The 19,352-nt window shown below is 53.7% G+C and carries 18 protein-coding genes; 11 read left to right on the top strand and 7 right to left on the bottom strand.

What is annotated here, in order from left to right:
- Positions 1-46: 46 nt before the first annotated feature.
- From yoaA to rnd, 5 genes are all read left to right on the top strand, one after another.
- Positions 47-1,957 carry a DNA repair helicase YoaA gene (gene yoaA / locus EL29_RS08485; RefSeq protein WP_028715229.1) on the top strand — a complete coding sequence of 637 codons (1,911 nt, stop codon included), beginning with the start codon at positions 47-49 and terminating at the stop codon, positions 1,955-1,957.
- Between the two features lie 45 nt (positions 1,958-2,002).
- A complete protein-coding gene (gene tsaB, locus EL29_RS08480; RefSeq protein WP_015700197.1) occupies positions 2,003-2,701 on the top strand; it encodes a tRNA (adenosine(37)-N6)-threonylcarbamoyltransferase complex dimerization subunit type 1 TsaB in 699 nt (232 codons plus the stop codon).
- Between the two features lie 60 nt (positions 2,702-2,761).
- Positions 2,762-3,355, top strand: a complete 594-nt coding sequence (locus EL29_RS08475) for a Slp family lipoprotein (protein ID WP_013026011.1) — start codon at positions 2,762-2,764, stop codon at positions 3,353-3,355.
- Positions 3,356-3,559: 204 nt separating this feature from the next.
- Positions 3,560-5,236, top strand: coding sequence for a long-chain-fatty-acid--CoA ligase FadD (gene fadD / locus EL29_RS08470; RefSeq protein ID WP_128392486.1), 1,677 nt, complete (start codon positions 3,560-3,562; stop codon positions 5,234-5,236).
- Positions 5,237-5,335: 99 nt separating this feature from the next.
- Complete coding sequence (gene rnd, locus EL29_RS08465; protein ID WP_013026009.1) at positions 5,336-6,457, top strand: ribonuclease D; 1,122 nt, start codon at positions 5,336-5,338, stop codon at positions 6,455-6,457.
- A 51-nt stretch (positions 6,458-6,508) separates the two neighbouring features.
- Here the strand turns inward: rnd and minE are convergent, their stop codons facing one another.
- The 3 genes from minE to minC are packed head-to-tail and all read right to left on the bottom strand — an operon-like array spanning position 6,509 to position 8,326.
- A complete protein-coding gene (gene minE, locus EL29_RS08460) occupies positions 6,509-6,778 on the bottom strand; it encodes a cell division topological specificity factor MinE (RefSeq protein WP_010616394.1) in 270 nt (89 codons plus the stop codon).
- 3 nt (positions 6,779-6,781) lie between these two features.
- Positions 6,782-7,594, bottom strand: a complete 813-nt coding sequence (gene minD / locus EL29_RS08455; RefSeq protein WP_014593844.1) for a septum site-determining protein MinD — start codon at positions 7,592-7,594, stop codon at positions 6,782-6,784.
- Positions 7,595-7,627: 33 nt separating this feature from the next.
- Positions 7,628-8,326 (bottom strand): septum site-determining protein MinC, encoded by a 699-nt coding sequence (gene minC, locus EL29_RS08450; RefSeq protein WP_013026006.1) that lies wholly within the window; start codon positions 8,324-8,326, stop codon positions 7,628-7,630.
- A 154-nt stretch (positions 8,327-8,480) separates the two neighbouring features.
- On the opposite strand from minC, the gene EL29_RS08445 reads away from it, so the two are divergent.
- The 3 genes from EL29_RS08445 to ycgN all read left to right on the top strand — a co-directional run bounded on the left by EL29_RS08445 (position 8,481) and on the right by ycgN (position 10,221).
- Positions 8,481-8,756, top strand: a complete 276-nt coding sequence (locus EL29_RS08445; protein WP_013026005.1) for a YcgL domain-containing protein — start codon at positions 8,481-8,483, stop codon at positions 8,754-8,756.
- 295 nt (positions 8,757-9,051) lie between these two features.
- Positions 9,052-9,711, top strand: coding sequence for a fumarylacetoacetate hydrolase family protein (locus EL29_RS08440; protein ID WP_014593843.1), 660 nt, complete (start codon positions 9,052-9,054; stop codon positions 9,709-9,711).
- Between the two features lie 63 nt (positions 9,712-9,774).
- Positions 9,775-10,221: a cysteine cluster protein YcgN gene (gene ycgN / locus EL29_RS08435; RefSeq protein WP_013026002.1), complete on the top strand. Its 447-nt coding sequence runs from the start codon at positions 9,775-9,777 to the stop codon at positions 10,219-10,221.
- A gap of 41 nt (positions 10,222-10,262) precedes the next feature.
- Here the strand turns inward: ycgN and dsbB are convergent, their stop codons facing one another.
- Positions 10,263-10,793 (bottom strand): disulfide bond formation protein DsbB, encoded by a 531-nt coding sequence (dsbB, locus tag EL29_RS08430; protein ID WP_014605709.1) that lies wholly within the window; start codon positions 10,791-10,793, stop codon positions 10,263-10,265.
- A gap of 380 nt (positions 10,794-11,173) precedes the next feature.
- On the opposite strand from dsbB, the gene fadR reads away from it, so the two are divergent.
- Entirely contained in the window at positions 11,174-11,893 is a 720-nt protein-coding gene (gene fadR, locus EL29_RS08425) for a fatty acid metabolism transcriptional regulator FadR (RefSeq protein ID WP_013026000.1), read from the top strand.
- 39 nt (positions 11,894-11,932) lie between these two features.
- On the opposite strand, the gene EL29_RS08420 is transcribed toward fadR, so the two are convergent.
- Positions 11,933-13,468, bottom strand: coding sequence for a SpoVR family protein (locus tag EL29_RS08420; RefSeq protein WP_013025999.1), 1,536 nt, complete (start codon positions 13,466-13,468; stop codon positions 11,933-11,935).
- A 503-nt stretch (positions 13,469-13,971) separates the two neighbouring features.
- On the opposite strand from EL29_RS08420, the gene EL29_RS08415 reads away from it, so the two are divergent.
- Both EL29_RS08415 and dadX read left to right on the top strand, forming a co-directional pair.
- A complete protein-coding gene (locus EL29_RS08415) occupies positions 13,972-15,273 on the top strand; it encodes a D-amino acid dehydrogenase (RefSeq protein WP_028715228.1) in 1,302 nt (433 codons plus the stop codon).
- A gap of 18 nt (positions 15,274-15,291) precedes the next feature.
- The gene (dadX, locus tag EL29_RS08410; RefSeq protein ID WP_014593840.1) at positions 15,292-16,362 is read left to right on the top strand and encodes a catabolic alanine racemase DadX; all 1,071 of its coding nucleotides are present in this window, start codon (positions 15,292-15,294) and stop codon (positions 16,360-16,362) included.
- Here dadX and EL29_RS08405 read toward each other — a convergent pair.
- On the bottom strand, positions 16,355-17,548 hold the full coding sequence (locus EL29_RS08405; protein WP_013025996.1) for a multidrug effflux MFS transporter: 1,194 nt from the start codon (positions 17,546-17,548) through the stop codon (positions 16,355-16,357). The genes dadX and EL29_RS08405 overlap by 8 nt on opposite strands.
- 121 nt (positions 17,549-17,669) lie before the next feature.
- Positions 17,670-19,136 (bottom strand): undecaprenyl-phosphate galactose phosphotransferase WbaP, encoded by a 1,467-nt coding sequence (gene wbaP, locus EL29_RS08400; RefSeq protein ID WP_028715227.1) that lies wholly within the window; start codon positions 19,134-19,136, stop codon positions 17,670-17,672.
- Positions 19,137-19,352 lie beyond the last annotated feature (216 nt).

Here is a 19,352-nt window from a genome sequence, read left to right as displayed (position 1 = left end):
AGACTGACATAATATACAGTGTTTTTTGCCGGAATTGAGAGGATACGTGGCAGACGATTTTGCATCAGATGGCGCGCTGGCAAAGCGTATTACGGGGTTCAAACCGCGTGAAGCACAGCGTGAAATGGCCCAGGCTGTCACCGAGGCCGTGCAGAGCAGCGGTGAGCTGGTTGTTGAAGCGGGCACGGGGACGGGCAAGACCTATGCCTACCTGGCACCGGCGTTACGCGCCAATAAAAAAGTGATTGTTTCCACGGGCTCAAAAGCCTTGCAGGATCAGCTTTATGCTCGCGATTTGCCCACCATCGCTAACGCGCTAAAATTTACCGGTAAAACGGCGCTGCTTAAAGGGCGATCTAACTACCTGTGCCTGGAGCGGATGGATCAGCAGTCTGCCACCGGCGGCGATCTGAGCGTTCAGTCGCTTACCGACCTGGTGACGCTGCGCGCCTGGGCCTCACATACCGTCGACGGCGATATCAGCGCCTGTGCAGACGTGACGGAAGACAGTCCGATATGGCCGCTGGTGACCAGTACCAACGACAACTGTCTGGGAAGCGATTGCCCGCAGTATAAAGCGTGTTTTGTCGTCAAAGCGCGCAAGAAAGCTATGGATGCCGATGTCGTCGTCGTCAATCATCATCTTTTTCTTGCCGATCTGGTGGTGAAAGAGGGGGGCTTCGGTGAGCTGATCCCTGAAGCGGACGTCATGATTTTTGACGAAGCCCATCAGTTACCGGATATCGCCAGCCAGTATTTCGGTCAGCAGATCTCCAGCCGTCAGTTAGCCGATCTGGCGAAAGACATCATTATTGCCTATCGCACCGAAGTGCGTGACGTTCAGCAGCTGCAAAAATCGGCCGACAGGCTGGCTCAGTGCGCTCAGGATTTTCGGCTGGCGCTGGGCGAACCCGGCTATCGCGGAAATCTGCGGGACTTGCTCAGTGATAACAACATCATGCGCATGTTCACGCTGCTCGATGATGCCCTGGAACTGTGCTATGACGTCATTAAACTCTCACTCGGGCGTTCTGCGCTGCTTGATGCGGCCTTTGAACGCGCAGCGCTTTACCGTACGCGACTGAAGCGCATACGATCCATCAGCGAACCGGGATTCAGTTACTGGTATGAATGCACATCGCGGCACTTTGTGCTGGCGCTAACGCCGTTATCCGTGGCCGAACGCTTCCGGGAAATGATGGATGACCGCAAAGCGGCATGGATTTTCACCTCAGCGACCCTGGCCGTCGATGAAAAGATGGACCATTTCGCCGAACGGTTAGGCGTGAGCAAGGCGAAGAGTTTGATTCTCAGCAGTCCGTTTGACTACTCACAGCAGGCATTACTGTGCGTTCCCCGCAATCTGCCGGAACCGAATCGTCCTGGCGGCGCACGTCAGCTGGCTAAAATGATGAAGCCCTTGATCGATGCAAATAAAGGCCGCTGCTTCTTCTTATGTACCTCACATCTGATGATGCGTGAGCTGGCGGCCGAGTTCCGCGCCTCCATGACGTTGCCGGTGTTGGTGCAGGGCGAAACCAGTAAAGGGCAACTGCTGAAACAGTTTATCGAAAAGGGCAATGCTCTGCTGGTGGCTACCAGCAGCTTCTGGGAAGGGGTGGACGTACGTGGCGATGCGCTGTCGCTGGTCATCATCGACAAGCTGCCGTTTACCTCACCGGAGGATCCGCTGTTAAAAGCCCGCATGGAAGACTGCCGTTTGCGGGGAGGCGATCCCTTCAGTGACGTGCAACTGCCCGACGCCGTGATTACGTTGAAACAAGGCGTTGGCCGTTTGATTCGCGATACTGACGATCGTGGCGTGCTGGTGATTTGCGACCAGCGTCTGGTATCCCGGCCTTATGGCGCGCTGTTTCTTAACAGCCTGCCGCCCACTCCACGCACGCGGGATATCGCGCAGGCTATTGCCTTTATTCGTCAGCAACCTGACGCGTAATTTTATGCTAAGATGCGCGCCGTTTTTGAATCCTCTGAGGTCGTTATGTCGGTCCGAATTTTAGCGCTGGATACAGCGACAGAAGCCTGTTCTGCAGCCCTGCTCAACGGGCAGCAGATTGATGCGCGCTTTGAGATCGCGCCGCGCGATCACACCCAACGAATTTTACCCTTAGTGGCAGAACTGCTGCAGTCTCAGCAGTTGGAACTAACACAACTTGATGCGCTGGCATTTGGCCGCGGTCCGGGCAGCTTCACCGGCGTGCGTATTGGTATCGGGATCGCTCAGGGGCTGGCACTGGGCGCTGCGTTGCCCATGGCGGGCATCTCTACGCTGGCCACGCTGGCGCAGGGCGCCTGGCGGCTGCACGGCGCCACGCGGGTATTAACCGCGATAGATGCTCGTATGGGCGAAGTCTACTGGGCCGAGTATCAGCGTGATGAGCAGGGTCACTGGCAGGGTGAAGCGAGCGAGAGCGTACTGTCGCCCGCCGCGGCCTTGACGCGGATGCAGGCGCTGGAGGGAGAATGGTTTACTGCCGGAACCGGCTGGCAGGCCTGGCCAGATCTGCAGCAGGGCCATGCCCTTCAGCTGGTTAACAGCCATGTGGAACTGCCTGCGGCAGAAGATATGTTGCCGCTGGCCGTCGCCGCTTTGCAGCAGGGCGCGACGGTATTGCCTGAAAACGCAGAACCCACCTATCTGAGAAACGAGGTGGCCTGGAAAAAACTGCCTGGACGCTGAAACGAGACGCAACTTATTGTTATCGGAGCACTCTAAACAGCAACTTTCAGGAGAATACCCATGTCAATTCGTCGTCACGGTGTTGCCGGTCTGCTACTGGCCTGCGCCTTGGTTTTAAGTGGTTGTGTTTCAGTGCCGGATAATATTAAGGGCAATTCCGCCATGCCCCAGCAGGACTTATTGCGGGTGATGAAAGATCCGGCCATCTATGTCGGTCAGGAATCGCGCTTTGGCGGCAAGGTGGTTAACGTGTTCAACCGTAACGGCAAAACCCGGTTGGAAATAGCGACGCAGCCGCTGGATGAGGGCGCGCGTCCCGTACTGGGCGCCAGCTCTGTGGGTCGCATCTATGCCGACATTCCCGGCTTCGTCGATCCGACGGATGTCAAAGATCAGTACGTTACGGTGCTCGGTACGATTAAGGGCACGGAGCAGGGCAAAATTGGCGAGGCCACCTATCAGTTTGTGGTCATCGACGTTCGTGGCTATCAGCGCTGGCATCTGACGCGCCAGATTGTTGCGCCTCCACAGCCCATTGACCCGTGGATTTGGTATGGCCCGACGCGCCATCGTGGGGGCTACTGGGGACCTAACCCGTACTGGGGAATGTATAACAGCGGGCCCGCACAGGTTGAAACTATCCTGACACAGTAAGCATTACCTGTTTTATTCAGCCCGGTAGCGGTGCTCGCTGCCGGGCTTTTTATTTGTATTGTCTGCAAAGACGAAATTTAGTGATGGACTTCGCAACCTCAACATGACAAGAAGAGCAAACTGGTACAATCAGTTAAAATATTGTTAACAAATGCGATTGTCGAGGCGGCGATGAGTACACAACAAGATTATCGGGGTGAATCCTTGAATAAGGTTTGGCTAAAACGCTACCCGGCAGACGTCCCTGCCGAAATTAATGCTGATCGTTACCGCTCTCTGGTTGATCTGTTTGAGCAGGCCGTTTCCCGTTACGCCGGGCAACCTGCTTTTTACAACATGGGTCAAAAGATGACCTATCGCCAACTGGACGAAAAAAGTCGGGCCTTTGCCGCCTATCTGCAACATGAGTTGAAACTGAAACAGGGCGACCGAGTTGCCCTGATGATGCCTAATCTGCTGCAATATCCGGTTGCGCTCTTTGGCGTTTTGCGGGCCGGAATGGTCGTGGTCAACGTCAACCCACTCTATACGCCGCGCGAATTAAAACACCAACTTAATGACAGCGGTGCCAGCGCGATCGTTATTGTCTCTAACTTTGCGCATACGTTAGAAAAAGTCGTCAGCGAGACCGCGATCAAACACGTTGTTCTGACCCGCATGGGCGACCAGCTTGCACCGGTCAAAGCCACCCTTGTGAACTTTGTGGTGAAGTATGTGAAGCGACTGGTACCAAAGTACCATTTGCCGGGTGCGATAGCGTTTCGCCACGTACTGGAAGCCGGAGAGAAAATGCCGTATCAGCGCCCGGATGTCAGTAATGAGGATCTGGCGTTTCTGCAATACACGGGCGGCACGACAGGCGTGGCGAAAGGTGCCATGCTGACGCACCGGAATATGCAGGCAAACCTTGAACAGACGAAAGCCACCTACGGCAAGCTGTTACGGGATGGCAAGGAGTGCGTTGTCACAGCGTTACCGCTTTACCATATCTTTGCGCTGACCGTTAACGGCTTGCTGTTTGTTGAGCTGGGTGGGCAGAATCTGCTGATCACCAATCCGCGTGATATTCCCGGTTTTGTTAAAGAGATCGCCAAATATCCGTTTACCGCCATTACCGGCGTAAATACGTTGTTCAACGCGCTGCTTAATGACGATGGCTTTACCAAACTCGATTTTTCTACCCTGCGCCTCTCTGCCGGGGGCGGCATGGCGGTGCAAAAGGCGGTCGCTGAGCGCTGGGAAAAACTCACCGGCCACTATTTACTGGAAGGCTACGGTCTGACCGAGTGCTCTCCGCTGGTCTCCGTCAATCCTTATGACATCAGCTGCCACACGGGCAGTATTGGCTTACCGGTGCCCTCTACGGACGTGATCATTCTGGATGAAAACGGCAATGAAGTGCCAACCGGAGAGCCCGGCGAATTGTGTATCCGGGGTCCGCAGGTGATGCATGGCTACTGGCAGCATCCGGAGGCCACGGCAGAAGTCCTGAAAAATGGCTGGCTCCACAGCGGGGATATTGTTACCGTTGACCACGAAGGATTTATCCGTATCGTGGACCGCAAAAAGGATATGATTCTGGTGTCAGGTTTTAACGTCTATCCGAATGAAATTGAAGACGTTCTGATGCAGCATCCCAAAGTGCGCGAAGCGGCTGCGATTGGCGTGCCCAGCGAACTGTCGGGCGAGGCGGTGAAGGTCTGTGTGGTGAAGAAAGATCCCTCGCTGACCAAAGAAGAGTTGCTCGATCACTGTCGTCGTCAGCTCACCGGCTACAAAGTGCCGAAAATCGTTGAGTTCCGCGATGAACTACCCAAAACGAATGTAGGAAAAATTCTGCGTCGTGAACTGCGCGACGAGGTGAAAACCCACACGGGTTGATTCACCGTCAGGATTCAGGTTGAACGCCGGCTCTGTCCGGCGTTTTTATTGCTTTTAACATGGAGCACCGCACGTTGTCGGCTGCGGTGAAAACTGAACGTGAACTATTCCCTGATCGATAACGATGATCGCCTGGCCGAGGTGTGCAACAAAGCACGCCAGCATACGGCCGTCGCCCTGGATACGGAATTTGTCCGTACCCGTACCTACTATCCACAGCTGGGACTGATTCAGCTGTTTGATGGCGAACAGCTGGTGTTGATCGATCCGTTACCTGTCCGTGACTGGTCACCGTTTATCGAACTGTTAACGGATACCCGCGTCACGAAATTTTTGCACGCGGGCGGCGAAGATTTGGAAGTCTTCCTGCACCGTTTTGCGGTACTGCCACAGCCGATGATTGATACACAGATTCTGGCGGCCTTTAGCGGTCAACCGCTTTCCTGGGGATTTGCCTCCATGGTGGCGCACTTTACCCAGGTCGAATTAGATAAGAGTGAGGCGCGCACGGACTGGCTGGCGCGTCCGCTGACGGAACGGCAGTGCCAGTATGCCGCTGCCGACGTGCATTACCTGTTGCCGATTGCTCATCAACTCATGCAACAGGTTGAGCAGGCAGGGAACATGGCGGCGGCGCTGAGCGAATGTGAAAACCTGTGCCAGCGTCGGCTGGATAGCTTAGCGCCGGAAGATGCCTGGCGCGATATCACCAATGCCTGGCAGCTGCGTCCGCGCCAGCTGGCGGCGCTGCAACGTCTGGCGGCCTGGCGGCTCAAGGTTGCCCGAGAAAAAGACATGGCAGTGAATTTTGTGGTGCGGGAAGAGAATCTGTGGAAAGTCGCCCGTTTCATGCCGGGCTCGCAGGGTGAGTTAGATCACCTGGGCTTATCTGGCCATGAGATTCGTTTTCACGGCAGGGCGATGCTGGCGCAGGTCGCAGACGCAGCCGGACTGGCTGAAAGCGAGCTGCCGCCGCCGTTAAGCAATCTGGTCGATCATGTGAACTATAAGCGGGCGTTTAAAGCGATCAAAGCACTGGTGCAGCAGGTAAGTGAGCAGAGCGGGTTTAGTCAGGAGCTGCTGGCATCGCGCCGACAGATCAATCAGGTACTGAGTCAGCACTGGGGGCTGAAGCCACAAAACCGCGAACCTGAACTGTTAACAGGCTGGCGAGGCGACGTGCTGAAACCCGGCATTATGACCATCCTTGCCGAGATGTAAGAAATTTCCCCTGCCAGTACAGCGCAGGGGAAAATCAGGAAACGGTCGACGTCATTTAGGCACGTCTTCCGTTTCAGGTAGCGTGACGTTCAGTTCCAGAATGGAGATATCATCCCCTTTCTGGTCGAGTTGAACCGTCACCATGTCCGGATCAATCTTCACGTACTTGCAAATCACTTCGAGAATGTCGCGCTTAAGTTGCGGAAGATAGTGGGGCTCACTGTCGCCCCTTCTCCGTTCTGCCACAATAATCTGTAGCCTTTCCTTGGCTATGTTGGCAGTGTTCTTCTTCCGGGATAAAAAGAAATCAAGTAATGCCATGGTTTATCCCCCGAACAGGCGTTTCAGGAAACCCTTCTTCTCTTCTTCAATAAAGCGGAAGGGGCGACTTTCACCGAGTAACCGGTCAACGGTATCGGCATAGGCTTTACCAGCATCAGACTCACCATCGAGAATTACCGGCTCACCCTGGTTAGAGGCACGAAGAACCGACTGGTCTTCCGGGATGACGCCGACCAGAGGAATACGCAGGATTTCCAGAACATCTTCCATGCTCAGCATATCGCCACGATTCACGCGGCCAGGATTGTAACGGGTCAGCAGCAGATGCTCTTTAACCGGTTCCTGGCTGGTTTCCGCACGGCGGGATTTGGAAGAAATAATACCGAGAATACGGTCAGAGTCGCGTACAGAGGAAACTTCCGGGTTCGTGGTGATGATGGCTTCGTCGGCAAAATAGAGCGCCATTAACGCACCGGTTTCGATGCCGGCCGGCGAGTCACAAACGATGAAGTCAAACGCCATCTCTGCCAGATCGTTCAGCACCTTCTCAACACCTTCGCGGGTAAGGGCGTCTTTGTCGCGGGTCTGCGAGGCAGGCAGAATATAAAGTTGTTCTGTGCGCTTATCACGAATCAATGCCTGGTTCAGCGTGGCATCACCCTGAATGACATTAACAAAATCATAAACCACACGGCGTTCGCAGCCCATGATTAAATCAAGGTTACGCAGGCCGATATCAAAGTCGATGACAACCGTTTTTTTGCCTTTCTGCGCTAAACCGGTGGCGATGGCCGCGCTTGACGTGGTCTTACCAACGCCCCCTTTACCGGATGTAACTACAATAATGCGTGCCATAAATGTTGATTTCCTTAACGAAAGAAAAGGGGCCTAATTAAGTGTCTGGATAGTCAGCGCGCCGTCCTGAAGGCAGAGGCGTGCCGCTTTAGCAAAAAACGCTTCGGGGATTTGATCCATGATCCAGTACTCCCCGGCGATAGAAACCAACTCTGCTGCCAGGTTGGTGCAAAAAATCTGGCAATCTCTGTCACCGCTGGCACCCGCCAGCGCGCGGCCGCGCATCATGCCATAGATATGAATATTGCCATCGGCAACCAGTTCCGCGCCGGCGCTGACGCTGCTGGTGACAATCAAATCCGCATTGCGGGCATAGATTTGCTGACCAGAACGCACCGGCGTGTTAACGATGCGTGTTTTCGCCACCAGCGCTTCCGTCGCAACGGGTTTTGACTCCGGCTCCGGCGCTTCGCGCTTGTGGCTCTCTTTACCTTCGGCCAGCACCGGAAGACCGACGCGGGCGATCATTTTTTTCAGCGCCTCGTCTTTGCATCCACTGACGCCGACGATACGGAGCCCCGTTGCGCTGACGGCCTGCTGCATCTGTTTCCAGTTTACGGCCGCATCAAGGGCCGCAACATTCAGCACCACGGGTGCGTTTTTCAGGAAATCTGGAGCCTGGTCAATTTTGTCCTGTAGCGCTTTGCGGATCACCTCTGGCTCATGGTGATGCAAATGAACAACGGACAAGGTAAAACTGCTTCCCTTAAATTCGATTGGCGATTGCGGCATCTGTCCCGACTCAGTCCTGTTTTACTACCCTGTGCTAAGCGATCATAAAAGCATCGTTAAAGCGCGATCGGCGAATATTCGAAGTACTGCAAGCATGTTATAGTTACCGCTATATTCAAACAAGCCTCACGGCTGGTTAATTCGAGTAAAAAATATGTTTTGTGTGATCTACAGAAGTCCCGTCCGCGACCAGACTTATCTCTACGTTGAAAAAAAAGACGATTTTTCGCGCGTTCCTGAGGCCCTGCTAAAAGGCTTTGGTAAGCCTCAGTTAGCGATGGTGGTGAACCTGGCCCAGCGCGACAAACTGGCCAATGCGGACATCAATAAAGTGAAGCAGGGGTTAAGCGAGCAGGGATATTATTTGCAAATTCCACCACCCATCGAAAGTTTGTTAAAAACGCATCTCGAACTGGATAGAAAAGATTAACTCGGATTGTTCCTTTAATATAAATTTTGCAGGGCCGTCATCAGCAAATTTATATTCCCGTGAGGCTGAATAATAATTGCACAGTCGCGCCGCTGCGGCGCGCTGTTTGCAACCTGACCGGTCAGATGAAGGCGGCGACGCACAAATAGCCTGGCTGACTTATTGACAATTCTCGCGCATCTGTCAGGTTTATGCATCTCAGTGATAGCTGGCAGGCTGGCTTTAGGTGTTGTCTGTCAGTAACGTCAATCCGCCGACATGACTGGCATTTCGGCACTCTAAGCAGGGGATTAGCATGTATCAGCATCGTAACTGGCAAGGCGCTTTGTTAGATTATCCCGTGAGCAAAGTGGTTTGCGTGGGCAGCAACTATGCGAAACACATCAAAGAAATGGGCAGTGCGACACCGACCGAGCCGGTTATTTTTATTAAGCCGCAAACGGCCTTGTGCGATCTGCGCCAGCCTTTATCTGTTCCCGATGCGTTTGGTGAAGTGCACCACGAAGTTGAGCTGGCCGTACTGATAGGCACCACCCTGAAGCAGGCTTCAGAAGCGCACGTGGCGCAAGCGATCGCCGGTTACGGTGTGGCGCTGGATTTAACCCTGCGTGACCTGCAGGCAGGCTTAAAAAAAGCCGGGCAGCCGTGGGAAAAAGCGAAAGCCTTTGATAACGCCTGTCCGGTGTCGGGATTTATTCCGGTCGCTGAGTTCTCAGGCGACCCGCAGAATACCGAGCTGAAGCTGGTGGTCAACGGTGAGGTTCGCCAGCAGGGCAACACCGCCGATATGATCCACAAAATTCTGCCACTGATTGCACATATGAGTCAGTATTTTACCCTGCATGCGGGTGATGTCATCCTGACCGGCACGCCTGAAGGCGTGGGGCCGATGCGCTCGGGCGATACGCTTGAGGTTTCTGTTGCGGGCCACGGCATCAGCACGCGCGTACTCTAAAACTTGCATCATCGCGTCAATATCTTTATAAGGTGCGGTTTAGGCTAAATCTGGACAATCATCATGACTGAAACCCCTTTCTGGCAACATAAGCGCCTGGCACAAATGAGCGATGAGGAATGGGAATCCTTGTGTGATGGTTGTGGCCAGTGCTGCCTGAACAAATTACAGGACGCCGATACGGATGAAATCTATTTCACCAACGTCGCCTGTAATCAGCTCAATATAAAGACCTGTCAGTGTCGCAATTACGAACGTCGGTTTGAATTTGAAGAAGACTGTATCAAGCTGACGCGCGAAAACCTGACCACCTTCAACTGGCTGCCCCGTACCTGCGCCTACCGGCTGCTGGGCGAGGGGAAGCCGCTCCCGGCCTGGCATCCGCTGCGCGCGGGCTCCAAAACCGAGATGCATGCTCAACGTATTTCGGTGCGTTATATTGCGGTGCGGGAAAGCGAAGTGCGTGACTGGGAAGATCACATTATTGATCGGCCGGATCGTAACGGCTGATGCACATACATTAAAGGCTGCCAGTGGCAGCCTTTTTAACGTTAGCGGCCAAATAGATCCCGGCGCTTAGGTTTTAACGGCTGCGCGATCAGAACCAAAATGCCGACCAACAGATAGGCAGCGAAAACACCGATCATCCACTGTGGCATGCTGAGCGACAGGAATTCCCACCCACGATCTGAGCAGTCTCCGCTGGCGACGAACACCGACGGTAGCCATTTATCCAGCGGCAGCCACGTTGGAAAACGGGCCGCAAAATCACAGGTCACAAAAGGATTGGGATGCAGCAGGATCATCGTGTGTTCGTAAGACAGCCGCAGGCCTTCCCAGGCGCTGTAGATCCAGACCAGAATGGCCACCAGCCGTAACAGTGAACGTGGTAGAAGTAACCCGATAAGCCCTGCAGCCACTACGCCAAACAGCGCACAGCGCACATAAATACACATTACACAGGGTTTGAAGCCCAAACCATACTGGAACCACAACGCCGTAAGCTCCAAGGCCAGTGCAGAGAGGGCCAGTAATAACCAGGCCCCGCGACCACGCGAACATTGGTTTAAATATCGCAACATATTGCATTCCCTGTAAACGTTAATGCCCCGCAGTGTAAACCAAAAGTCGCTGCGCGCCATCCTGCGTTGGGTAAAAATTATGTACAAACATGACCTGGCACTGATCCAGATTAATGACTTAACAAAAATTCTGATAACCGCGTGATATTGATGTTCTTTTGCGCGTCACATCCCGCAAGCAAGGGAACCGCGTGGTGGCAATGCGCCCGCCCAAAACGCTGAGGTAAGGCTGGCGTAAATACGGCCATAATGATCGCGGTAATCTGTCTTAATTTTGTGCTAAACCGCGCTTTTAATCGTTGTGCAGTCTGTATCCGCTATAGGGCGTCTGGTATGATGAGTCCCCATTACGATCCAGAAAGCAATGAGAACACACAGTTATGGTTATTAAGGCGCAGAGTCCAGCCGGATTTGCTGAAGAGTATATAATTGAAAGCATCTGGAACAGCCGTTTTCCGCCTGGATCTATTCTTCCTGCTGAACGTGAGCTTTCTGAACTGATTGGTGTAACACGTACCACATTGCGCGAAGTGCTGCAGCGTCTGGCGCGTGACGGCTGGCTGACGATTCAGCACGGCAAACCTACTCGCGTGAATAATTTTTGGGAAACCTCGGGTCTTAATATTCTTGAAACCCTGGCGCGTCTCGATCATGACAGCGTACCCGCCCTGATCGATAACCTGTTATCTGTCCGAACCAATATTTCTTCGATCTTTATCAGTCGCGCCTTACGCCATTATCCAGAGAAGGCACGCGAGGTGCTGGAAGCCGTAAACAGTGCTGAAGACCAGGTAGACAGCTATACCGAACTGGATTACCGGGTGTTTCGCGGGCTGGCGTTCGCATCAGGCAACCCAATTTATGGCCTGATCCTGAATGGGCTGAAAGGGCTTTACACCCGCGTTGGACGCCACTACTTTTCTAACCCGGAAGCGCGTAAGGTGGCACGCGATTTTTATCAAACGCTGCTCAACCTGTGTGACAAAGAGCCTACCCAGGACGAAATCGTTGAATGTGTCCGTCGCTATGGTCGTCAGAGTGGCGATATCTGGCATTCGATGCAAAAAACGTTGCCGGACGATTTAGGCAGCAAACGTTAATAAAAAACCGGACATGGCGTCCGGTTTTTTTTATTCCGCTTAAAGCGGGGCGTTGCGCGGTGGATTACGGTCCAGTAGCTCAACGCTCCCGTCTTCGTTTTGCTGTTCCAGAATAACGTCAAATCCCCATAGTCGTTGCACGTGTTTAAGCACTTCCCGGCGGCTTTTGTCCAGCGGCGCACGGCTCTGCGGGACATAGCGCAGCGTCAGGGAACGATCGCCGCGCAGGTCGACGTTGTAAACCTGAATGTTGGGCTCCAGGTTACTCAGGTTGTACTGAGCGGAGAGCTGTTGACGAATCGCACGGTAGCCCGCCTCATCGTGGATGGCAGCGATCTCCAGAAAGTTATTACGATCGTCATCCAGTACGGTAAACAGGCGGAAATCGCGCATAACCTTTGGCGACAGGAACTGACTGATAAAACTTTCATCCTTGAATTCCCGCATCGCGAAATGCAGGGTTTTTAGCCAGTCAGAACCGGCAATATCCGGGAACCAGTAACGATCTTCTTCGGTTGGCGACTGGCAAATGCGCTTGATGTCCTGGAACATCGCAAAACCTAATGCATAGGGGTTAATCCCGCTATACCACTGGCTGTTATACGGTGGCTGATAGATGACGTTGGTATGGCTGTGGAGAAACTCCATCATGAAGCGCTCGGACACTTTGCCTTCATCGTACAGGTGGTTCAGGATGGTGTAGTGCCAGAAGGTGGCCCAGCCTTCATTCATGACCTGGGTTTGTTTCTGGGGATAGAAATACTGGCTCACTTTACGCACTATGCGCAGAATCTCCCGCTGCCAGGATTCGAGCAGGGGTGCGTTCTTTTCCATAAAGTAGAGCAGGTTTTCCTGCGGCTCTGAAGGGTAACGCGCGGCCTCAACCAGCGTGGCTTCTTTCTCTTTGCGCGGCAGCGTACGCCAGAGCGTGTTCACCTGACTCTGCAGATACTCTTCACGGCTTTTTTGCCGCGCTTTCTCTTCCTGCAACGAAATTTTCTGGGGACGCTTGTAGCGATCAACGCCGTAGTTCATCAACGCGTGGCAGGAATCAAGCAGGCGTTCCACTTCTTCAACCCCGTAACGCTCCTCGCAGTCAGAAATATAATTCTTTGCAAACAACAGATAATCCACGATGGAGCTGGCATCGGTCCAGCTACGAAACAGGTAGTTATTCTTGAAGAAGGAGTTGTGCCCGTAGCAGGCGTGCGCCATCACCAGCGCCTGCATGGTCATCGTGTTCTCTTCCATCAGATAGGCGATGCAGGGATTGGAATTGATCACGATTTCGTAAGCCAGGCCCTGCTGGCCGTGCTTGTAGCGCTGCTCGGTCTCAATAAATTTTTTGCCAAAAGACCAGTGCGAGTAGTTAATGGGCATCCCTACGCTTGAGTAGGCGTCCATCATTTGCTCTGAGGTGATCACTTCTATTTGGTGCGGGTAGGTATCCAGACCGTAGTGTTTGGCTACGCGGTCGATTTCAGCGAGATAGACATCGAGCAGGTCGAAGGTCCAGTCGGGTCCATCGCTGATGCGTTTGCTGTCCATGAGTGAATCGTCAAAGATTGTTGTCATAGCGCACCTCTGTTTTGGCGAACGGGCTCACGCGGTGGGGTTGCCCGTTGCGATTTATTTAAGGCTCTTCCTGAGAAAGGGAACCCAAAAAAACTGAGTGAACATATCAATGATAGTTCACTGTCGCTTATCCGATCCGGGAACTCAAACGAATTCTTTGGCAGAAAAATCATTTCAGGTTTAAGGGGTTGGGATTAAATAGCTCTACCGACTACATTGCAGGTATTTATTAGCACAATATTCTGGAATTGGGCCAAAAGGCGCGCTTTGAATGATTCTCCTGAAAGTGGTGGAATTAACTATAGACAATGTCATTTATGCCTGCTTTTTTCACTATTGGCGCATAACTCTCTGAATTTAAGTGGGTCAAATGATTTTAGTTACCTACGGATGAAAAAAGAGGTGAAATAGTTGAATTGTTTAGAGGATGTTTCCACTTTGTGATCACACTGAATGTAAACCATTGCACAGTGGATTATGCTTTTTAATTTCGCGGGGGACTTATGCACGTAGTGATTCTTGGGAGTGGCGTAGTAGGGGTAACGAGCGCATGGTATCTGGCGCGTGCCGGACACCAGGTCACCGTGATCGATCGTCAGCCTCAGCCTGCGATGGAAACCAGTGCCGCCAATGCCGGGCAAATCTCCCCAGGTTATGCTGCCCCCTGGGCGGCGCCGGGCGTGCCGCTTAAAGCGATGAAGTGGATGTTTCAGCGCCATGCGCCGCTGGCTATCCGTCTGGACGGCAGTCGCTTCCAGCTCGAATGGATGTGGAACATGCTGCGCAATTGCGATATGCGTCACTACCAGCAAAACAAAAGCCGTATGGTCCGCCTGGCCGAATACAGCCGTGACTGTCTCAAAGCGTTGCGTGCGGAAACCGGCATCGCCTATGAAGGTCGTCAGGGCGGCACGCTGCAGCTGTTTCGAACCCAGCAGCAGTTCGACAGCGCCAGCAAAGATATTGCGGTGCTACGTGAGGCCGGTGTGCCCTATGAATTGCTGGAGGCGCACCAGCTGGCCAGCGTGGAACCGGCACTGGCAGCAACACAGCATAAACTCACTGGCGGCTTGCGCCTGCCTAACGATGAAACCGGCGATTGCCAGCTTTTCACGCAGCGTCTGGCCAAAATGGCTGAAGAGGCTGGCGTTGTCTTCCGGTTTAATACGCCGATCGATCAGCTCCTGCGTGACGGTAATCGTATTTATGGGGTGAAGTGCGGTGAGGAAGTGATCAAAGGTGACAGCTATGTGGTCGCGCTGGGAGCCTACTCAACCTCATTGATGAAAAACATCGTCGATATTCCTGTTTACCCGCTCAAAGGCTATTCCCTGACCATACCGGTGACCAATCCCGATGCCGCCCCGGTTTCAACGATCCTCGATGAAACCTATAAAGTGGCGGTGACACGCTTCGATAACCGTATTCGCGTCGGCGGTATGGCGGAGATTGTGGGTTTTAACACCAAACTGCTTGAGGCGCGTCGCGAAACGCTGGAGATGGTGGTCACAGATCTCTATCCTGAGGGGGGAGATGTCGGTCAGGCCAGCTTCTGGACCGGTCTGCGTCCCATGACGCCAGACGGGACGCCGGTGGTCGGTGCCACGCCGCTTTCGAATCTTTTCCTGAATACCGGCCACGGCACCTTGGGATGGACAATGGCGTGCGGCTCCGGTCAGTTACTGGCTGACGTCATATCCGGTACCTCATCCGCGATAGCCGCGGACGATCTTACCGTCTTTCGTTATTTACCCGGTTTTGCGGCGACCCGATCGCCGCTTCATAACGTTAACGCAGTACGTTAAGCCTTCAGGGAGAGGAATATGTCACGTCCAATTGTCGCGACCATCGATCAACAGGCGTTGCGACATAATCTGGCGATTGTGCGCCGGGCGGCCCCGACGTCACGCGTCTGGTCAGTGGTGAAAGCCAACGCTTACGGTCACGGCATCGCCCGCGTATGGGAAAGCCTGTCCGCCACGGATGGTTTCGCGCTACTCAACATGGAAGAGGCCATTTTGCTGCGCGAGCAGGGCTGGAAGAAGCCGATATTGCTGCTTGAAGGCTTTTTTCACCCTGACGATCTGGCATTGATTGATCGCTACCGGCTGACGACCAGCGTGCACAGCAACTGGCAAATTCACGCCCTGGCAAACGCCACGCTCTCTGCGCCCGTTGATCTCTATCTCAAGATCAACAGCGGCATGAACCGGCTGGGGTTTCGTCCTGAACAGGTCAACGGAATCTGGCATAAGCTGCGTGCGCTCGAAAATGTCGGAGACATTACCCTGATGGCGCACTTTGCCGATGCGGAAAATCCTGACGGAATCGTCGAGCCGCTTAAACGCATCGCACAGGCTACGGAAGGGCTGGACAGTCCGGTGTCATTATCCAATTCGGCCTGCACGTTGTGGCATCCTGAAGCGCATTACGACTGGGTACGTCCGGGCATCATCTTGTATGGCGCTTCGCCAAGCGGGAACTGGCAGGATATCGCCAGCAGCGGACTAAAACCGGTCATGACACTGAGCAGCGAGATTATCGGCGTACAGCAGCTGCAGGCCGGTGATGGCGTCGGCTATGGTTATCGCTATCATGCAACCCAGCCGCAGCGTATCGGCGTGGTTGCCTGCGGTTATGCGGACGGCTATCCACGTCATGCGCCGACAGGAACACCTGTTGCCGTTGACGGGATAATGACGCAGGTTGTCGGCGCGGTTTCGATGGATATGATAACGGTGGATCTCACGCCGTGCCCGCAGGCTGGCATTGGCTCGTCCGTGGAGTTATGGGGGGAAAATGTCAAAATCGATCAGGTGGCGAAAGCAGCCGGAACGGTGGGCTATGAGCTGATGTGCGCGCTGGCCCCACGCGTTCCGGTTAAAATCAGTTAACGGCGGTAATCCGGCTTTGCATTTTCTTACTGCAGCGCCAGGCCAGGAAGGCCAGCGCTGCGCCCAGCAGCATCATCAACGTTAATGACAGTTTCTCCGCTACCGGCAGAGCCACCACGATCAGGCTGCCTGCTGCGCCTCCCGCCATCTGGATAAATCCCTGCAGCGCCGAGGCCACGCCTGCCTGCTGCTGATAGGGTTCCAGCGCATAGCTGGTGGCTGGCCCAACGGTGAAAGCCAGCCCGGCTACGGCGACCGCCACCGGGAACATATACAGCGCCCAATGGAACTGCAGGCTGTCAGGCAACAAGGTCATTCCCGCCACAAGCAGAACGGCACCCGTCAACATGGTGATAAAACCGATGGCAAGGCAAAATGGTCGGCCCGCTTTGCGAATCGCTTTATTCACCACCACGCTGACCAGCATGATCCAAAAACCATTTGCACCAAAGGCAAACGAGAAGGCCAGAGGCGAAAGTCCCCCTTCGGTCATTAATACCTGCGGGGCCAGCGAGACATAGGTCAGCACCATCCCCAGCGCGCCGGCATTGGCAAAGGCAAACGCCAAAAAGCGCGGCTGGCGGAGAATCGCGGCGTACTGGTTTATCGGAAGGCCCTTCACGCGCAGCGTATCCGCCGGACGCGTTTCAGGCAGCCAGATGATGACCATTAGCATCACGACTGCCGCATAGGCACACAGGAACCAGAACGGCGCGCGCCAGTCGAAGGCGCTGGCCAGAATGCCACCCAGCAACGGCGCCAGAGCAGGCACAATATTCAGTGCCCCGTTCAGGAAGCCGTAAGCCCGGGCGGCGTCATCACCACTGAGTCGGTCACGCACGCCGCTAAAAGCCACCACCGCGCTGCAGCAGACCGCGCAGCCCTGAACCAGTCGGGCAATTAAAAATAGCGGGAAAGTGGTCGCCGTCGCGGCAATGACGCTGCCGGCGATGTACAGCGCCAGGCCCAGTAAGGCGATGGGCTTACGGCCATAGTTGTCCACCAGCGGGCCACTGACCAACTGTCCCAGCCCCATAATCAGTAAGAAAAGCGGGATCGTGGTTTGTACCAGGGCGACGGGCGTCGATAAGCCTTCAGCAATCTGCGGCAGCGTGGGTAAATAGAGATCAATGCCTAAAGGTGCCAGCAGCACCAGGCTCAATAGCAATAAGGTATATTTTTGCATAGCAACCAGAGGGTAAACGTTCGATAAAGCGAGGAAAGAGGGTAATGATTAACAGCGAAAAAGGAAAGCAAATTACCGGGAGAAATGGCGATGCCTGCTGAAACAGGCATCGCATGCTAAATCAGTAGGCGCCGTCGCGGCGGAAAACCACACCGGCCGTTTTAAACAGGATGGCGATGTCTGTCCATAACGCCCAGTTTTTAACATACCAGGAGTCGAAATAGACGCGGGTATCGTAATCAATATCGTTACGTCCGCTGACCTGCCATAGCCCAGTCATTCCCGGTTTCGCCATCAGGTAGTAATCCACATCGCCGGCGTAGCGCTCAAGCTCAGCCTCAATCACCGGACGCGGCCCCACCAGGCTCATCTCCCCGCGGATCACGTTCCACAGCTGCGGCAGCTCATCCAGGCTGGTTTTACGCAGGAAGCCGCCGATGCGGGTAATACGCGGATCCTTCTTGAGCTTAAAGTCTTTGTCCCATTCCCGACGCGCTTCTTCACTGGTTGCCAGCAAGCTTTCCAGCACCTCTTTGGAATTGGTCACCATTGAGCGGAACTTCAGACACTTGAACTTTCTGCCATCCTGCCCGATACGTTCGTGACCATAGATGGCATTGCCCCCATCACGCTTGACCATATAGCAGAGCAGGGCAAAGACCGGTGCCAGGAACAGCAGCAGTAACGACGCCACAACAATATCGAAACTGCGCTTAAGGAAACGTGACGAATGCTTTGCCAGGTTATTACTGACGCGCAAAATCATCACTTCATGGCTAAAGATAAACGACATGTCCGTGCCGTAAAGCGGGACGCCACGCAGGGTTGGGATCACCGACACTGACCGGCAGTTCATTTTTGACAAAAACTTCAACCAGCGATCGCGCTCCGGCTGCTGCTCGTACTCCATCGCGACAATAAACTGCACGTTGTCGCGATCGATGGTGCTCCAGTTAATATCGTTGGCAGAAATGACCGGTACGCCATTCACGCTCTGCTGCAGCGGCGCATCTTCTACGGAAATAAATGCCTGAACGTTATATCCCAGGATTTCTTCACTTTGTAAGGCCGCATAGGCTTCGGTAGCGTTACGGCCAGAGCCAATAATGATGGTTTCTTTTTGCCACTGACCGGCTTTATTAATGGCACTTTTAACGCCTGCGCGCAGCAGCGGCAGCAGCAGCAGCTCATAGCTCCAGCTGAACACCCACACCATGCGGGAGAAGTCCCATTTAGAAAACGCGATTAATGCCAGATCGAGCAGGGAGAAAACAACCAGTGTTTTCACAATTTCTTTCAGTTCGAACCAAAAGGGTTTGCGGTAGGTGTAGTGACGCAGGCGCATCCAAAACCAGCCGGTACATAATACCGACATAATAAACTGCGCAATAAAACGGTTTTCAATTTGATGCGGCGGAATAAACGCATCCAAATCTCCCCAAATACCCTGCACGGTAGCGGCAGAGAGAAACAGCGCCAGGTTCAGCGCAATAAGGTCTGAAAAACTCAGTGCAAACTTTACCAGAATATTCTTACGAAGACCGCTCCATGAGCGACTCGCATTGTTTATTACCATTGTACTTGCCATAAAACCTGCTCTCTTAATTAAGTAAAAGATGGCCTGACCAGAATCAAGTACGCGTTCAGGGGTTAACGACTGAAAACCCGAAACCGGGATGTTTTCAGTTTGTTACAGTCATTAGAGCCATTGATGCTACAAATAAACCGTTACTAAGCGTGATTTGAGTCACGTAAAATTGCAGCACTGAAAGAGAGTATGCAGGAGATATTTGACGGAGTTAAT

It is taken from the genome of Pantoea ananatis LMG 2665, from assembly GCF_000710035.2.
Taxonomy (GTDB): domain Bacteria; phylum Pseudomonadota; class Gammaproteobacteria; order Enterobacterales; family Enterobacteriaceae; genus Pantoea; species Pantoea ananatis.
Note: the sequence above shows the minus strand (reverse complement) of the source record. Positions and strands in the feature narration are given on the sequence as shown.

Excerpts from the sequence above, each read along its gene's own strand:
- tsaB (WP_015700197.1), top strand. The coding sequence starts at position 2,003 with ATGTCGGTCCGAATTTTAGCGCTGGATACAGCGACAGAAGCCTGTTCT.
- EL29_RS08475 (WP_013026011.1), top strand. The coding sequence starts at position 2,762 with ATGTCAATTCGTCGTCACGGTGTTGCCGGTCTGCTACTGGCCTGCGCC.
- minE (WP_010616394.1), bottom strand. The coding sequence starts at position 6,778 with ATGGCATTACTTGATTTCTTTTTATCCCGGAAGAAGAACACTGCCAAC.
- minD (WP_014593844.1), bottom strand. The coding sequence starts at position 7,594 with ATGGCACGCATTATTGTAGTTACATCCGGTAAAGGGGGCGTTGGTAAG.
- minC (WP_013026006.1), bottom strand. The coding sequence starts at position 8,326 with ATGCCGCAATCGCCAATCGAATTTAAGGGAAGCAGTTTTACCTTGTCC.
- EL29_RS08445 (WP_013026005.1), top strand. The coding sequence starts at position 8,481 with ATGTTTTGTGTGATCTACAGAAGTCCCGTCCGCGACCAGACTTATCTC.
- EL29_RS08440 (WP_014593843.1), top strand. The coding sequence starts at position 9,052 with ATGTATCAGCATCGTAACTGGCAAGGCGCTTTGTTAGATTATCCCGTG.
- ycgN (WP_013026002.1), top strand. The coding sequence starts at position 9,775 with ATGACTGAAACCCCTTTCTGGCAACATAAGCGCCTGGCACAAATGAGC.
- dsbB (WP_014605709.1), bottom strand. The coding sequence starts at position 10,793 with ATGTTGCGATATTTAAACCAATGTTCGCGTGGTCGCGGGGCCTGGTTA.
- fadR (WP_013026000.1), top strand. The coding sequence starts at position 11,174 with ATGGTTATTAAGGCGCAGAGTCCAGCCGGATTTGCTGAAGAGTATATA.
- EL29_RS08420 (WP_013025999.1), bottom strand. The coding sequence starts at position 13,468 with ATGACAACAATCTTTGACGATTCACTCATGGACAGCAAACGCATCAGC.
- EL29_RS08415 (WP_028715228.1), top strand. The coding sequence starts at position 13,972 with ATGCACGTAGTGATTCTTGGGAGTGGCGTAGTAGGGGTAACGAGCGCA.
- dadX (WP_014593840.1), top strand. The coding sequence starts at position 15,292 with ATGTCACGTCCAATTGTCGCGACCATCGATCAACAGGCGTTGCGACAT.
- EL29_RS08405 (WP_013025996.1), bottom strand. The coding sequence starts at position 17,548 with ATGCAAAAATATACCTTATTGCTATTGAGCCTGGTGCTGCTGGCACCT.
- wbaP (WP_028715227.1), bottom strand. The coding sequence starts at position 19,136 with ATGGCAAGTACAATGGTAATAAACAATGCGAGTCGCTCATGGAGCGGT.